This is a genomic window from Micromonospora kangleipakensis, from assembly GCF_004217615.1.
GTDB lineage: Bacteria > Actinomycetota > Actinomycetes > Mycobacteriales > Micromonosporaceae > Micromonospora > Micromonospora kangleipakensis.
On record NZ_SHLD01000001.1, the window covers coordinates 3,935,896 to 3,951,101 of the forward strand.

Consider the following 15,206-nt stretch of genomic DNA (forward strand, 5'->3'; position numbering starts at 1 on the left):
CGGTGCTCGCCGTGACCGCGCACGATCATGTTCCGTCCGGCCCCGTCGCCGTGCTCGCCAACCCCACCGCCGGCCGGGGCCGGCACCGTGGCCTGCTGCCCCGGCTGCTGGAGCGGCTGGCTGCCGGCGGCCGCCCGGTGCGGGTGCTGACGGCGGGCACCCCGGCGGAGGCGGAGGCGGCGTGCCACGCCGCCGTCGCGGACGGCGTCGGCGCCCTGGTCGCGGTCGGCGGCGACGGCACGGTCCACCGGGCGTTGCAGGCGGTCGCCGGTACGGCCGTGCCGTTCGGTCCCGTCCCCGCCGGTACCGGCAACGACTTCGCGGTCGACACCGGCTACCCGGCCGACCCGCTGGCCGCGGTCGACGTGATCGCCGCCGCGCTGCGCGACGGCCGGACCCGCCCGGTCGACCTGGCCCGGATGAGCTCCCCGGACGGCGGGCACCGCTGGTACGGGGCGGTGCTGGCCGCCGGCTTCGACGCGATCGTCAACGAGCGGGCCAACCGGATGCGCTGGCCGCGCGGCCCCCGCCGCTATGACCTGGCGATCCTGGTGGAGCTGGCGCGGCTGCGCCCCCGCCGGTACACGCTGCGCCTCGACGGCGAGGAGCTGAACCTCGACGCCGTGCTGGTCGCGGTGGGCAACTGCGCCAGCTACGGCGGGGGCATGCGGATCTGCCCCGACGCCGACCCGACCGACGGGCTGCTGGACGTGGTGGTCGGCGGGCGGTTCGACCGGCGCACCCTGATGCGGGTGAAGCCTCGCATCTACCAGGGCACCCACGTCGACCACCCGCTGGTGCGCAGCTACCGGGCGCGGACCGTGGAGCTGGCGGCCGAGGGCATCACCACGTACGCCGACGGGGAGCGGGCCCTCGACCTGCCGGTGCGGATCAGCGCCGTGCCGCAGGCGGTGCGGCTGCTGCGCTGAGCCGCCCGTCCGACCCCGCGGCGGCGGAGCTGTCCGGCTCGTCGCCGCCGTTGCCGGCCGCGGCCCCGGCGGCCGGGGTGCCGTCCACCCCGCCGGCCGGCGCGTCGAACCGTGCGCCGGCCCGCGTGGCGTCGGGCCCGCCGACCGGCTCGGCGGCCGGCGCGCCGGCCCGGACCGCGCCGATGCTGGCGACGATCACCAGGCCGATCGCGAGGACTTCCGCCGCGCGCAGCTCCTGGTCCAGGACCAGCCAGCCGGCGAGGGCGGCGATGGCCGGGCCGAGGCTCATCAGCACGGCGAAGGTCGCGGTGGGCAGCCGGCGCAGCGCCAGCAGCTCCAGGGTGTACGGCAGCACGGAGGCGAGCACGGCGAGCCCGGCGCCCAGCCCGAGCACGGCCGGATGCCACAGCCGGGCGCCCGCCCCGACCAGCCCGATCGGCAGGGTGATCAGGGCGGCCACCGCGAGCGCCAGGGCCAGCCCGTCGGCGCGCGGGAACCGGCCGCCCACCCGGGCCGAGCAGACGATGTACGCCGCCCACATCGCCCCCGCGCCCAACGCGAGCGCGGCGCCGACCGGGTCGAGCCGGTCGAAGCCGCCCTGGCCGAGCAGGGCCACCCCGGCCAGGGCCAATCCGGCCCAGCACCAGGCGGCCAGCCGGCGGGCGGTGCAGACCGACAGCGCGAGCGGTCCGAGCACCTCCAGGGTGACCGCCGGGCCGAGCGGGATCCGGTCGATGGCCTGGTAGAAGATCGAGTTCATGCCGGCCAGGGCCAGCCCGAAGGCCACCACCGCCGCCCAGTCGGCGCGGTCGTGGCCGCGCAGCCGCGGCCGGCACACCACCAGCATCAGCAACGCGCCGATGGTCAGCCGCAGGGTCACCGCCCCGGCCACCCCGGTACGCGAAAAGAGCAGGGCGGCGACCGCCGACCCGAACTGCACCGAGAGTGCCCCGCCGAGCACCAGCCCGACCGCTCCGAGCTGGCCGCCGCGCGGTGCGTGCCGCGTCGACGGGTGCGGCCTGGTCGTCATGCCCGTGACGCTAGACGGGCGCCGGGGAACCGGGCTCGCCGGGCCGGCCGGTCCGGGGGCGGGTCACGTCGCGCCCGCCGCTCAGCGCGGCCCGCCGGTCGTCGGCGCCACCCCGGCCCGGTAGTCCCGCGCCGGCACTCCGTACCCGGCCCGGAAGGCGCGGCTGAAGTGGGCCGGGTCCGGGAACCCCCACCTCGCCGCGATGACGTGGATGGGCTGGTCCCGCAGCAGCGGGTTGCGCAGGTCGCGCCGGCAGTGTTCCAGGCGACGCCGGCGGATGAGCCCGGCGACCGTCTCGTCCTCGTCGGCGAAGAGCCGGTGCAGGGTGCGCAGTGAGACGTGGTGGGCCCGGGCCACGGCGGCCGGGTCGAGGTCCGGGCGGGCGAGGTGCCGCTCGATGAACTGGACGACCTGCAGCCGGGTGACCTGCTGTCGCGTCTCCGGGGAGAGGGCCTCCTCGGCGTCCGCATGCCTGGCCAGGGTCGCGCACACCAGGTCGAGGGCGACGCCGCCCAACCGCAGCGCCTCGGTCGGCTCGTACTGCTCGGGGTGCGCCGCCACCTGCTGGAGGAACTGCGCCAGCAGGCCGCCCGTCCCCCGGTCGGCGGGCATGCTCGCCGCGAGCAGCCGGTTCACCCGGTCGGGGGAGAGCGGCAGTCGCGCGTGTGGGATGCGCACGCAGATCGTCGAGGTGTAGGTCTCCTCGTCCACCCGGTGCTCCGCCTCGTACGGGCGGGAGCTGTCGAAGAAGGTGAACCCGGTCTGGTCGATGGTCGACTCGTTGCGGGCCTGGCTGATCGCGCTGAACCCGGCGATCGGCAGGGCGAGCTGGAACATCTCCGCGTCGGCCTGCCGGATCTGCCGGGCGGTCCGCCTGGTGCGCAGCGTCGGGTACCGGAACGAGGTCAGGTGTACGCCGCCCAGGTCGATCAGCTGCGCGAAGGCGTTGAACGGCGTCGCCCGGTCGGTCCAGATGCTGGCCGGCGTGGCGCCGACGACGAAGTCCGCCCAGAGGTCGAAGCGGTCGGCCTCCGGCACCAGCTGGGTGTCGAGCACCTGACGTGGCAGGATCGCGTCCTCCTGAGGTCTGTTGACGACCGAGGCAGCATCGTACGGCAGCTTGCGGGCGCCCACAGCGCAGCGCGGCCCGCCGGGGCGGATCAGCGGGTGCCCTCCCGGGACGGCCGCGCGCCGGCCAAGCGGTCCAGCCACTCAGCCAGCAGCGCCCGCTCGGCCGGGCTCAGGTCGCCGGCCACCTCGGGCAGCGCGGCCCGCAGCGCGACGGCATGGCGGACCGGCCGGTCGGGTGGGCGTACCGCGCGGGCGGCCGGGCTGTCGGCGCAGATCGCGGCGAGGACGGCCTCCCGGGTGGCGGGGGAGAGGCCCCGGTCGCCGCTTAGCGCCGGAAACAGCAGCTCAGGACCCCACCGCCAGGTCGAGCACCGCGCCGAGCCCGTTGGCCCGGCCGGCGTCGCCGGCCGGCAGCACCAGCACCGCGCAGCCCGCGGCCACCGCGCCCGCGTCGGCCGGCGTGTCGCCGACCATCAGCGCACGCTCCGGGTCGACGCCGAGCATCCCGCAGGCCCGCAGGAAGATCCCCGGGTCGGGCTTGCAGCGCCCCACCTCGTAGGAGAGCGCGTACGCGTCGACCAGGCCGTCGAGGCCCCAGGCGGCGAAGATCGGCCGGATGTCGAAGCCGATGTTGCTCACGACGGCCACCTTCACCCCGGCGCGCCGCAGCTCCTTGAGGACCGCCTCGGTGTCCGGGTACGGCACCCAGCCCTCCGGGACCAGCACCCGCTCGTAGAGCGCCTCGGCGAACCCGTCGATGCCGGCGTCCACCGTCTCGGCCAGCCCGGTGTACGCGCCCCGGTGGGCGTGCTCGTAGAGATCCCGATCGGCCCAGAGCTCGGCCAGCCGGGGCGGGACCCGCGCCGGCAGCGGCCCGCCGGCCCGCCCGGCGGTGAGCAGCCGGTCGGCCAGCGAGGTGGCCCGCACCCGGTCCAGCTCCACCCCGCACGCCGCGGCGGCCGCCAGCACCCACGCGCGCGCCTCCTCCACCTGGGCGAGGGTGCCGTGGAAGTCGAAGAGCACCGCCTCCACGGGCCGACGGGACGTGCTCGGGCGGACGACGTCGTCGGCGCCGCTCGAGGCGTGGGGCGGTTCGGCATGGTCCGGCACGTCGTGCACCCTACCGACCTCCTCCGACCGTCCTGCCGGACGGCCTTGTCAGGTGGTGGTCGGTCGTACCGATTAATCTTGGAGGCATGTCGAGCCCCGCTGAGCGGTACGCCGCGGCGCGCCGCCGGGCCGCGCAGGCCTTCGCCTTCCCGGCCCTGGACGAGTTCGCCCGAGACCTCGGGTTCGACCTCGACGACTTCCAGCGGGAGGCGTGCCAGTCCCTGGAGCGGGGCAGCGGCGTGCTGGTCTGCGCTCCCACGGGCGCGGGCAAGACCGTGGTCGGCGAGTTCGCCGTACACCTGGCCCTGCGTGGCACGCCTGGGCAGCCGGCGGCGGCCGAGGCGGCCGAGGGGCCGACCACCCGGCGCAAATGCTTCTACACCACGCCGATCAAGGCGCTCTCCAACCAGAAGTACCACGACCTGGTGGACCGCTACGGCGCCGAGCAGGTCGGCCTGCTCACCGGCGACAACGCGATCAACGGCGACGCGCCCGTGGTGGTGATGACCACCGAGGTGCTGCGCAACATGCTCTACGCCGGCTCGACCACCCTCGAGGGCCTGGCCTACGTGGTGATGGACGAGGTGCACTACCTCGCCGACCGGTTCCGGGGCGGAGTCTGGGAAGAGGTGATCATCCACCTGCCCGCCTCGGTCACCCTGGTCTCCCTCTCCGCCACGGTCTCCAACGCCGAGGAGTTCGCCGACTGGCTGGTCACCGTGCGCGGCGAGACCGCGGTGGTGGTCAGCGAGCACCGGCCGGTGCCGCTCTGGCAGCACATGCTGGTCGGTAAGCGGATGTTCGACCTGTTCCACGACGCCGACGCCGCCCGCAAGCACGACGTGCACCCGGAGCTGCTGCGCTACACCCGCGACACGGTGCGCCGCCTGGAGCTCGGCGAGGGGCGCAGCGCCGGCCCCGGCGCCGGGCGCCGCGGCCCCCGCTGGCGCGGCCCGATGCGCCCCGACATCGTCGACCGGCTCGACCGGGAGGGCCTGCTCCCGGCGATCCTGTTCATCTTCAGCCGGGCCGGCTGCGCCGCGGCCGTGCAGCAGTGCCTCGCCGCCGGGCTCCGGCTGACCTCTCCGGAGGAGCGCGCCGAGATCCGTCGGGTGGTCGAGTCCCGGGTCACCGCCATCCCCGGCGAGGACCTGTCGGTGCTCGGCTACTGGGAGTGGCTCGACGGGCTGGAGCGCGGCCTGGCCGCCCACCACGCCGGCATGCTCCCCGTCTTCAAGGAGGTCGTCGAGGAGCTCTTCGTCCGCGGCCTGGTCAAGGCGGTCTTCGCCACCGAGACCCTGGCGCTGGGCATCAACATGCCGGCCCGCTGCGTCGTCCTCGAACGGCTGGTCAAGTTCAACGGCGAGGCGCACGTCGACCTCACCCCGGGGGAGTACACCCAGCTCACCGGGCGGGCCGGCCGGCGCGGCATCGACGTCGAGGGGCACGCCGTGGTGGTCTGGTCGCCGGAGACCGACCCCCGGCACGTCGCCGGGCTCGCCTCCACCCGGACGTACCCGCTGAGGTCCAGCTTCCGGCCGTCGTACAACATGGCGGTCAACCTGGTCGGTACCGTCGGCGCGGAGCCGGCCCGGGCGCTGCTGGAGTCGTCCTTCGCGCAGTTCCAGGCGGACCGCTCGGTGGTCGGCCTGGCCCGGCAGGTGCAGCGCAACACCGAGACCATCGAGGCGTACGGCGTCGAGGCGGCCTGCCACCACGGCGACTTCGACGAGTACTTCGCGCTGCGGGTGGCGATCGCCGACCGGGAGCGGGCCATCGCCCGGCAGGGCCAGACCCAGCGCAAGGCGGCGGCCGTCGCGTCGCTGGAGCGGCTGCGGATCGGCGACGTGATCCGGGTGCCGTCCGGGCGGCGGGCCGGGCTGGCCGTCGTCCTCGACCCCGCCACCGGCGGCTTCGGCGAGCCGCGCCCGCTGGTGCTCACCCAGGACCGGTGGGCCGGCCGGGTCAGTCCCGGCGACTTCACCACCCCGGCCGAGGTGCTCGCCCGGATCCGGGTGCCGAAGCACTTCAACCACCGGTCCCCGGCCGCCCGGCGGGATCTCGCCGCCGAGGTCAGCGGCACCGGGCTGGATCGGCACGGCGGTCGCCGGGGCGGGCGGTCCCGGCAGGCCGAGGGCGAGGACCACCGGCTCAGCCAGCTCCGCACCGAGCTGCGCCGGCACCCGTGTCACGGCTGCCCGGAGCGGGAGGAGCACGCCCGCTGGGCCGAGCGGCGCCGCCGCCTCGAACGCGACACCGAGGAGCTGCGGCAGCGGGTCTCCGGCCGGACCGGCTCGCTGGCGCGGACCTTCGACCGGATCGTCGCGCTGCTCACCGCCCGCGGCTACCTCGCCGCCGACGGAGGGGTCACCGACGCGGGCCGGATGCTCGGCCGGATCTGGACGGAGGCGGACCTGCTGGTCGCCGAGTGCCTGCGCCGGGGGGTCTGGGACGGGCTCTCCCCGGCCGAGCTCGCGGCCGCCGTCTCCGTCGTGGTCTTCGAGGCCCGCCGGGACGTCGACGAGCGGGCCTCGGTGCCGCGCGGCGCGGTCGTCGACGCGGTCGACGAGACGCTCAAGCTGTGGAGCGAGATCGAGGCGGACGAGGCCGCCCGGGGCCTCGCGGTCACCCGCGAGCCGGACCTCGGCTTCGCCTGGCCGATCTACCGCTGGGCGCGGGGCGAGGCGCTCGCCAAGGTGCTCGCCAGTGGCCACCAGATCGATGGCGAGATGCCCGCGGGCGACTTCGTGCGCTGGGCCCGGCAGGTGGTCGACCTGCTCGGCCAGCTCGCCGACTCCGGCGGCGCGGCGGCGGAGCTGCGCTCCACCGCCCGCCAGGCCATCGCGGCCGTCAACCGGGGCGTGCTGGCGTACCACGCCGCCGCCTGATCATCCCTTTCGGGCGCCGCTCGTCGGACATCGACGCATCGCAGCGTCACCGCGACGGATACCCGGATTCGCCCGGATGTACGATTGCGCCTGCTCATCCACCTCCCCGATCATGGCTCGGGCAGCCTTGCCGCGCGACGGTAGTCAACGGGGGGACGACTGCGATGGCGCACATCCAGCATTTCGAGTACGGGTCGATCACGCCCGCGCTCAGTTACGCCCTGTCCGTGCTGGGCTCGGCGCTCGGGCTGGTCTGCGCCGGGCGGATCCGCGCCGCGCGCAGCGCCGGCCAGCGGACGTGGTGGGGACTGCTGGCCGCATGGGCCATCGGCGGCACGGCAATCTGGGCCATGCACTTCATGGCGATGCTCGGCTTCGCCGTCGACGGGACGAGGATTCGCTACGACGTACCGATCACCGCGGCCAGCACCGGGATCGCCGTCGTGGCGGTCGGCATCGGGCTGGCCATCGTCGGCACCGGCCGCCTCAACGCGCTCCGGCTCGTCGCCGGCGGCCTTTTCACGGGCCTCGGCGTGGCCGCGATGCACTACACCGGCATGGCGGCGATGCGGCTGGACGGCACCCTCGGCTACGACCGCATCCGGGTCGCCCTGTCGGTACTCATCGCGGTGGTGGCGGCCACGGTGGCGCTCTGGTTGTCGATGACCGTCCGCCGCGGCCTGGCGATCGCCGCCTCCGCGCTGGTGATGGGGATCGCGGTCAACGGGATGCACTTCACCGGGATGAGCGCGCTCTCGGTGCACCTGCACGAGCGCCGCGGGCAACTCGCCGGGACCGAGGTCAGCGGCCTGTTGGTGCCGATCGTGCTCGCGGTGATCTTCGGGGTGGTCGGGTTGGTCTACGCGCTGCTCGCCGCGCCCACCGAGGACGACCGCGCCGGAGCGGCGTACCTGGACGCGCGGCGGGGCGCGGAGCGGACGGCGGTCGCCTCGCCCGAGCCCGCCCCGGACCCGGTCGGCCTGCGCGGCCGGTCCACCCTGGGCCAGCCCGGCACGCCGTTCCCGTCCCGCCGGGGCAACCCGCCCCGCTGACACGGGTGTGCGTGGAGGGCGGCGGTCACCGGGACGCCGCCCTTCGTCGGGTCTGATCAGGAACGCGCGGCGAGCGCGTCCACGAGCCGCCGGCACGAGCCGGCCAGGTTCCACCGCTGCGCCAGCTCCAGCAGCCCGTCCGGGTCCGCGGGCGCCGTCGGCAGCGCGGTGGGCAGCTTCGGCAGCGGTACGTCCCGCGCCACCTCCACCACCTTCGGCGCGACCGCCAGGTAGTCCCGGGCCGCCGCCAGCTTGTTCCGCAGCCCCGGCGCGAAGCCGGCGTCCCCGTCGTCCAGGGCGGCGAGGATGCCGGGCAGCCCGCCGTACCGTTCGATCAGCCGGGCGGCCGTCTTCTCGCCCACGCCGGGCACCCCGGGCAGCCCGTCGCTCGGGTCACCACGCAGCGCCGCGAAGTCCGCGTACCGGTCGGCGGGGACCCCGTACCGGGCGCGGACCGCGGCGTCGTCGCAGTCCTCCAGCTTGGCCACCCCGCGCCCGACGTAGAGCAGCCGGACCTGGCGGGCGTCGTCCACGAGCTGGAACAGGTCCCGGTCGCCGGAGACCACCTCCACCGGGCCGGGCTGGGTGACCGAGAGCGTGCCGAGCACATCGTCGGCCTCGTAGCCGGTGGCGCCGACGAAGGTGATGCCGAGCGCGGACAGCACCTCGAGGATCATCGGGACCTGCGGGGAGAGGGTGTCCGGCACCACCTCGCCGCCCTCCGGCGCCACCCGGTGCGCCTTGTACGACGGCAGCAGCGCCACCCGCCAGGCCGGCCGCCAGTCGTAATCCAGCGCGCAGACCATCCGGTCCGGCCGGCGGGTGCGGACGAGCTGGGCGAGCATGTCGAGGAAGCCGCGCACGGCGTTGACCGGCTGGCCGTCCTCGGTCTTCGCGGCCGACTCGGGAATGCCGAAGTAGGCCCGGAAGTAGAGGCTGGGGGAGTCGATGAGCAGGATCGGGGGTCGCTGTGCCACCCGGACAGCCTGGCACAGCCGTACGACGAGGTGGGGGACGGCGATCCCTCGCCGGGGCGTCCGCGGTTGGCCGAGGGGTGAGTGGTGGGCGCGTCCGCCGGGGAGACTGACGGCATGACGTTCGTACCCGGGCTGGCGCTCGCCCGGCGGTTCCACGATGAGGTGGTGGCGCCGCTGCTGGCCCGGCGGCTGCCCGGGCTGCGCTATGCCGCCGGCCTGCTCGACGGCGGGTCCGAGCTGCTCGGCCTGGACACCACGCGCTCCACCGACCACGACTGGGGTCCGCGGACCCAGCTCTTCGTCGCCGCCCCGGACGAGGTGGGACCCGTCCGGGCGGTCCTCGACGGCGAGCTGCCGGCGGAGTTCCTCGGCTGGCCGACCCACTTCGCCGGCGGCCCCGACGTCCGCCTCGGGGTGGTCGACGCCGACGGGGACCGGCACGGGGTGAGCGTGGACGAGCTGGGTGGCTGGCTGCGCGGCCGGCTCGGCTTCGACCCGCGGACCGGGGTCGAGGTGGACGACTGGCTCGCCACGACCACCCAGCGGCTGGCCGAGCTGACCGGTGGCGCGGTCTTCCACGACGGCCTCGACGGGGCGCTCACCGCCGTCCGGGCCCGGCTGGCCTGGTACCCGGACGACGTGTGGCGGCACGTGCTGGCCGCCGCCTGGACCCGGATCGGCCAGGCCGAGCACCTGGCCGGCCGGTGCGCCGAGGTCGGCGACGAGCTGGGCAGCCGGGTGGTGACCGCCGGGCTGGCCCGGGACCTGATGCGGCTCGGTCTGCTGCTGCACCGCCGTTGGCCCCCCTACGCGAAATGGCTCGGCACCGTCTTCGCCCGGCTGCCGCCGGCGGACCCGGTGGTCGACGCGTTGACCCGCGCGCTCGGCCCCGACGGCTGGTCCGAGCGGCAGGCCGGACTGGTCGGGGCGCTGGAGACGGTGGCCGGCTGGACCAACGACCTGGGGCTGGCCCCGCCGGTGGACCCGACGGCCCGGCAGTTCCACGGGCGGCCGTTCCTGGTACTCGATGCCGGCCGGTTCGCCGCCGCGCTGCGTGCCGCGATCGGCGACCCGGCGCTGCGCGCGCGGCCCCCGGTGGGCACCGTCGACCAGTACCTGGACAACGTGGACGTCCTCACCGATCCGCAGCGGGTGCGCCGGATCGTGGCGGCGATCCCGCCGGACTGACCGGGCGGGCCAGGGCAACCCGGGCGACTACGGAGCGTGCCGGGGATTAGTCCGCCGGCTGCGGCGGGCCGTCGTCGTGCCAGCGGGCGCGCCAGGCGGCCTCGCTGGCCTCGTGTTCGGTCCGCTCTTCGAACACCGCTGTGCGCAGGGCGCGTCGGGAGTCCGCCAGTACCACCACCTCGATGGCGACGAGCGCGACGCAGATGGCGGTCAGCAGCCCGAGCGCGCCGAGCGCGGGCAGGCGTCGACCGACGGGGAGCCCGGCCGCCAGCGCGAGGAGCGCGCCGACCCGGGTCCACGTGACGGTGTGCAGGGTGCGCAGCTGGAATGCCACGTCGGCGGCCAGGTAGACCATCACCCCGCCGAACAGCATCGGGACGGCCGGGCCGTGCGCCCGCTCGGCCACCCCACCCGCCGGGTCGGTGATCGTACGCAGGAGCTCCTCGGCGCCGATGGCGAACAGGACGACTCCGGCGATCATCGGCAGGTAGAGGTAGGCGTAGGCGTCGCGGGCCATCGCCACCCGTGGGCCGCCCTGTGCGGCGTGCAGCGCGATCCGGGCGGCTGGCCCGATCATGTCGAAGTGCGCCCACCACAGCGCCGCGGTGAACAGGATCCCCAGCATGGCCGCCGGGACCGCCGGCCAGGTCACCGGTTGGCCGATCAGGTTGCCACCGACCCCGACCGAGATCACGGACTCACCCAGCGCGATGATGAGGATCAGGTCGTACCGTTCCGTCCAGTGTTCGGCGGAGGTGACCGTCCAACCCTTGGTGCCGCCCGTCAGCCCGCTGCCGTACTGCAGGACGACGACGGCGATCCACAGGCCGTCGCGGAGCCACAGTCCGAGGTCGGGATCCTCGATCTTCGGTGGCAGGAGCGCCGCGATCAGCAGCAGGAGGGTGGTGATCACGATCTCCGGCACGAAATGGAGCAGCTTGCGGCGGGCGTCCGGCCTGCCCCGCGTCGCGTGCACGTACAGCGCCAGGTGCACGGCGCGGACCACCACGTAGCTGATCGTGACCAGGATGGGTCCGGCCGAGCCCTGGTGCAGGCTGCCGAAGGTCTGTGGCAGCGCCAGGGCGAAGGTGAACAGCGCCATCATGCCGACCACCATCAGCACCGGGACGAAGCCCTCGCCGAGGCGGAGCTGGCTGGCGACCACGCTGTGCACCACCCAGCACCACCAGAGCACGGCCAGCACCAGCATCGCGTGCAGCAGCTGCCGCCCGCTGACGTTGGCGGCGGTGGCCCGGGTGATGATGAAGAACGACACGACGAAGACGAGGTCGAAGAACACCTCGAACTTGTCCACCCGCGCGGCTGGGGCGACCGGGATGGCAGGCCCCAGCCGACCGGTCCACCGGTCGCCGCCCACCGGTCGAGTCTGGCAGCGGCTGGCCCGTCGCGGGTCGGAATCGGCCTGGGGCGGCCGGGCAGCGCGGTCTACGGGTCCGATGCCGTGACCGCTTCGGGTCAGCGCGGCGTTCGACGCCGAAGGACACGTTCAAGCTGTATCGCTCGCCCGCGTACCGCGACTCCGTCAGCTCCAGGGGCTCGTCCCGGTCGTCGAGGATGACGCGCTGCTCGACCAGCAACGCCGAGCCCACGGGGACGCCGAGCAGCTGCGCGTCGTCCCGAGTGGCCGGCCGGGCGGCCAGCGTCGCCATCCCTCTCGTCGGAGTACGGCCGAGCGCGGTCACTGCTTCGTGCAGCGACCCGACCATTCCCTGCTGCGCCCGAACTCACCGGAGACGACGTGCGCGAGGGTTGCGCGCTCGCCGCCCGCTACGACGTCGCATTAGTCTGCGTCCGGCCCGGCGACGTCGACCTCGCGGTGGACCTTTTGCGGGGAACCGACGTGCTCGTCGGCACGGTGGCCGGCTTCCCGCACGGCAGCACGACCACCCGGATCAAGGCCGCGGAGACCGCGTTCGCCGTCAGCCAGGGGGCCGCAGAGGTCGACATGGTGATCAACATCGGCTGGCTCCGGTCCGGGAAATTGGGCGAGGTCGAGGCGGACATCCGCGCCGTCGTGGCAGCCGCTGACCGCGCGACCGTGAAGGTGATCCTCGAGAACGCCTACCTGACCGGCGAACAGATCGTCGCCGGCTGCCGGGCGGTGGAGCGAGCGGGCGCCCACTTCGTCAAGACCTCGACCGGCTTCGCGCCCGGGGGCGCCACGATGGAGGATCTGGCTCTCATGCGCTCCGCGGTGTCACCAGCCATCCAGGTCAAGGCCGCCGGCGGTGTCCGCACCCTCGACACCCTCCGCGCGATGGCCGCCATCGGCGTCACCCGGTTCGGTGCGACCGCCACCGCCGCCATCCTCGACGACCTCGCCCATCGGCAGGAGCACGGCCGGCCCGCTGCCGAGGCCGTGGCGAGCACCGGTGACTACTGAACACCCGTAGGTATCTTTCCTTGACCGACCACCTGCATGTAGCTAAGTTTCGATGAGCTGAGCTGCTTGGAGGCACGCGATGGAGCGCAGAACCTTCCTCACCGGCGCCGGGGCGGTCACCGCCGGCGCCCTCGCCACGACCGTGACTGGCTCGCCCGGCAGCGCCGACCCCGGGATTCGCCGGGTCGAGACCGGCCTGGACGTGCTGGTGCACTCCGACTTCGCCGACCTGCGGGGGCAGCGGGTGGGAGTGATCTCCAACCCGACCGGTGTCGACTCCGCCTACCGGCACCTGGTCGATCTGATGCACAGCTCGGGCCAGGTGGACGTGGTCGCGGCGTTCGGTCCCGAGCACGGCTTCCGGGGTTCGGCCCAGGCGGGCGGCAGCGAGGGCACCGGCACGGACGCGCGGACCGGCATCACCGTCTATGACGCGTACGGCGCCTCGCAGGCCAAATGGGAGGCCATGTTCACGCAGTCCGGAATGGACACGGTGGTCTTCGACATCCAGGACGTGGGGGCGCGTTTCTACACGTACATCTGGACGATGTACACCTCGATGGTCGCCGCCGCGCGGGTCGGCAAGCGGTACGTCGTGCTCGATCGGCCGAACCCGGTCGGCGGCCGGGCGTACGGCCCGATGATGACCGCCGGCTACACCTCCGGGGTCGGGCTCAAGGAGATCGTGCAGCAGCACGGCATGACCGTCGGCGAACTGGCGCGCTTCTTCAACGCCGAATTCCTGCCGGCCGAGGCGGGCCTGCCGGTCGAGTTGGACGTGGTGCGGTGCCGGCACTGGAAGCGGGACAGGCTCGCCGCCGACACCGATCTGCCCTGGGTGATGCCCAGCCCGAACATGCCGACCACGGACACCGCTCTCGTCTACCCGGGCACCTGTCTCTTCGAGGGGGTCGCGTCGATCACCGAGGGGCGGGGCACCTGCCGCCCGTTCGAGCTGATCGGTGGCCTGGCGACGGACTTTGACTACCACTGGGGTGACCGGCTCAACGCCCGGAACCTGCCGGGGGTGCAGTTCCGGGAGGCGTACTTTTCGCCGACCGCGGCCGGGCAGAAGCCGGCGCTGCTCAACAAGCCCTGCGCGGGCGTCGAGGTCAAGATCGTGGACCGGGGCGCGTACGACCCGATCCGTACCGGGGTCGCGATGCTGGTGGAGGCGCGGAAGTACCCGGCGTTCGCCTGGCGGCAGGACGCGTGGGACACCCTGCGGCCGTACTGGATCGACAAGCTCACCGGCTCGCCCCGCCTCCGCACGATGATCGACGCGGGCGCCGACGTGGCCGACGTGGTCGGCGCCTGGGCCGACGAGCTGGCCACGTTCGACCGGCAGCGGCAGCCCTACCTGCTCTACTGACCGCCACGGCCGGGCGGTGCGACGGAAGGCCCCGCCCGGCCGCGGCGCCGATCCTCGTACGGGTTCGCGGGACTACCCGGGCGACCACCCCGGCCGTTGACCGGCCGCCCGCACGCCGAGCGCGTCCGAGCGGCTGGACAGCAGGCCGTGGCGGTCTTCCCGGGGCGGGGCGCCGGCCGGCCGGTGCTCCTGTTTCATGCGATAGAGGCGCTGGTCGGCCACCTGCATCAGGGCATCGAGCGTGTCGCCGTCCTGCGGAGCGGTGGCCGAGCCGATGCTGGCGCGGGCATGCGGGCGCACCGCCGCGTCGATCCGGGTCAGCACCGTCCGCGCCGTGACGTCGTCCGCGTCGACCAGCACGACGACGAACTCGTCACCGCCGATACGGGCGATGGCGTCCCCGGCGCGCAGCACTTCACGGGTCGCCGCCACCGTCCGCTGTAGCAGCCGGTCGCCGGCGGCATGGCCGAGGCGGTCGTTGACCAGCTTGAAGTCGTCGAGATCCAGACAGAGCAGGGACGGGCCGGGGCGACAGCCGTTCCGGAACAGGTGCCTGGTGAACTCGGCCAGGCCGCGCCGGTTGAGGGCGCCGGTGAGCGGGTCGAGCTCTGCGAGCGAACGGAGCTGGGATCGCTGCCGCGCCAGTATCCGCGCCTGCGCGGAGCACACCGAGATCAGCACCACCATGGCCGCGACGTAGATGAAGACGTGACCGGGGGGCACCGGTCGTCCGGTGGCGGCCACGGCGAGGTAGGACCCGACGGTGAGCGTCGCCAGCCCCATCATCAGCCGCAGGTGTGGGGTGTGGCTGGCAACGAACACGGCCGTGGTCACGAAACCCACGGCGGCCGGTGAGGCGGCGCCGCCGTCCCAGTACGCGCCGAGCGCCGCCACGGCGAGCGTGATCAGCAGGATCGTGAACGAGACGCGGTACCCCGAGGTCTTCGTGGTCACTGTCCTCGCGGCCCACAGGCCCACGATTCCGGACGCCATTCCGAAGCCGTAGGCCGCCAGCATGAGGGACCGGTGTGGCTGGTGCCACGTCATGAGGCAGTAGCTGACCGCGATCCCGTGCGAGACGACGTGCAGCGCTGCGCTGAGCAGCATCCTTCGCCGGCGCTCGGTCACCCGGTTGTCCACCGCACCCACGGCAACCTGACGATGGCTCCCGATGACGTGACAATG

12 protein-coding genes and 1 pseudogene are annotated in these 15,206 nt (G+C 74.3%); 6 read left to right on the forward strand and 7 right to left on the reverse strand.

Features of this window, described 5'->3' with window-relative positions:
- Positions 1–2 precede the first annotated feature (2 nt).
- The gene (locus tag EV384_RS18935) at positions 3–929 is read left to right on the forward strand and encodes a diacylglycerol kinase (protein WP_130335170.1); all 927 of its coding nucleotides are present in this window, start codon (positions 3–5) and stop codon (positions 927–929) included.
- On the opposite strand, the gene EV384_RS18940 is transcribed toward EV384_RS18935, so the two are convergent.
- The 3 genes from EV384_RS18940 to EV384_RS18950 all read right to left on the reverse strand — a co-directional run bounded on the left by EV384_RS18940 (position 892) and on the right by EV384_RS18950 (position 4,140).
- Entirely contained in the window at positions 892–1,959 is a 1,068-nt protein-coding gene (locus EV384_RS18940) for an EamA family transporter (protein WP_242624152.1), read from the reverse strand. The genes EV384_RS18935 and EV384_RS18940 overlap by 38 nt on opposite strands.
- Positions 1,960–2,040: 81 nt before the next feature.
- The gene (locus EV384_RS18945) at positions 2,041–3,015 is read right to left on the reverse strand and encodes an AraC-like ligand-binding domain-containing protein (RefSeq protein WP_165439977.1); all 975 of its coding nucleotides are present in this window, start codon (positions 3,013–3,015) and stop codon (positions 2,041–2,043) included.
- A 360-nt stretch (positions 3,016–3,375) separates the two neighbouring features.
- Positions 3,376–4,140 carry an HAD family hydrolase gene (locus tag EV384_RS18950; RefSeq protein WP_130335174.1) on the reverse strand — a complete coding sequence of 255 codons (765 nt, stop codon included), beginning with the start codon at positions 4,138–4,140 and terminating at the stop codon, positions 3,376–3,378.
- A gap of 86 nt (positions 4,141–4,226) precedes the next feature.
- Here EV384_RS18950 and EV384_RS18955 point away from each other — a divergent pair, with 86 nt between their 5' ends.
- Both EV384_RS18955 and EV384_RS18960 read left to right on the forward strand, forming a co-directional pair.
- Positions 4,227–7,028 (forward strand): DEAD/DEAH box helicase, encoded by a 2,802-nt coding sequence (locus EV384_RS18955; RefSeq protein ID WP_130335176.1) that lies wholly within the window; start codon positions 4,227–4,229, stop codon positions 7,026–7,028.
- Positions 7,029–7,192: 164 nt separating this feature from the next.
- A complete protein-coding gene (locus EV384_RS18960) occupies positions 7,193–8,080 on the forward strand; it encodes an MHYT domain-containing protein (protein ID WP_130335178.1) in 888 nt (295 codons plus the stop codon).
- Positions 8,081–8,136: 56 nt separating this feature from the next.
- Here EV384_RS18960 and EV384_RS18965 read toward each other — a convergent pair whose 3' ends face one another.
- Positions 8,137–9,057, reverse strand: a complete 921-nt coding sequence (locus EV384_RS18965) for a 5'-3' exonuclease (RefSeq protein ID WP_130335180.1) — start codon at positions 9,055–9,057, stop codon at positions 8,137–8,139.
- Between the two features lie 114 nt (positions 9,058–9,171).
- On the opposite strand from EV384_RS18965, the gene EV384_RS18970 reads away from it, so the two are divergent.
- Positions 9,172–10,245 (forward strand): DUF4037 domain-containing protein, encoded by a 1,074-nt coding sequence (locus EV384_RS18970; RefSeq protein ID WP_130335182.1) that lies wholly within the window; start codon positions 9,172–9,174, stop codon positions 10,243–10,245.
- 46 nt (positions 10,246–10,291) lie between these two features.
- Here the strand turns inward: EV384_RS18970 and EV384_RS18975 are convergent, their stop codons facing one another.
- A complete protein-coding gene (locus tag EV384_RS18975; protein WP_130335184.1) occupies positions 10,292–11,623 on the reverse strand; it encodes a low temperature requirement protein A in 1,332 nt (443 codons plus the stop codon).
- Between the two features lie 196 nt (positions 11,624–11,819).
- A pseudogene (locus tag EV384_RS36760) lies at positions 11,820–11,972 on the reverse strand (UTRA domain-containing protein); the annotation flags it as partial.
- A 32-nt stretch (positions 11,973–12,004) separates the two neighbouring features.
- On the opposite strand from EV384_RS36760, the gene deoC reads away from it, so the two are divergent.
- Complete coding sequence (deoC, locus tag EV384_RS18985; protein ID WP_242624153.1) at positions 12,005–12,649, forward strand: deoxyribose-phosphate aldolase; 645 nt, start codon at positions 12,005–12,007, stop codon at positions 12,647–12,649.
- Between the two features lie 79 nt (positions 12,650–12,728).
- A complete protein-coding gene (locus tag EV384_RS18990; RefSeq protein WP_130335188.1) occupies positions 12,729–14,021 on the forward strand; it encodes an exo-beta-N-acetylmuramidase NamZ family protein in 1,293 nt (430 codons plus the stop codon).
- A 72-nt stretch (positions 14,022–14,093) separates the two neighbouring features.
- Here the strand turns inward: EV384_RS18990 and EV384_RS18995 are convergent, their stop codons facing one another.
- Positions 14,094–15,170, reverse strand: coding sequence for a GGDEF domain-containing protein (locus EV384_RS18995; protein ID WP_165439978.1), 1,077 nt, complete (start codon positions 15,168–15,170; stop codon positions 14,094–14,096).
- Positions 15,171–15,206: the final 36 nt, after the last annotated feature.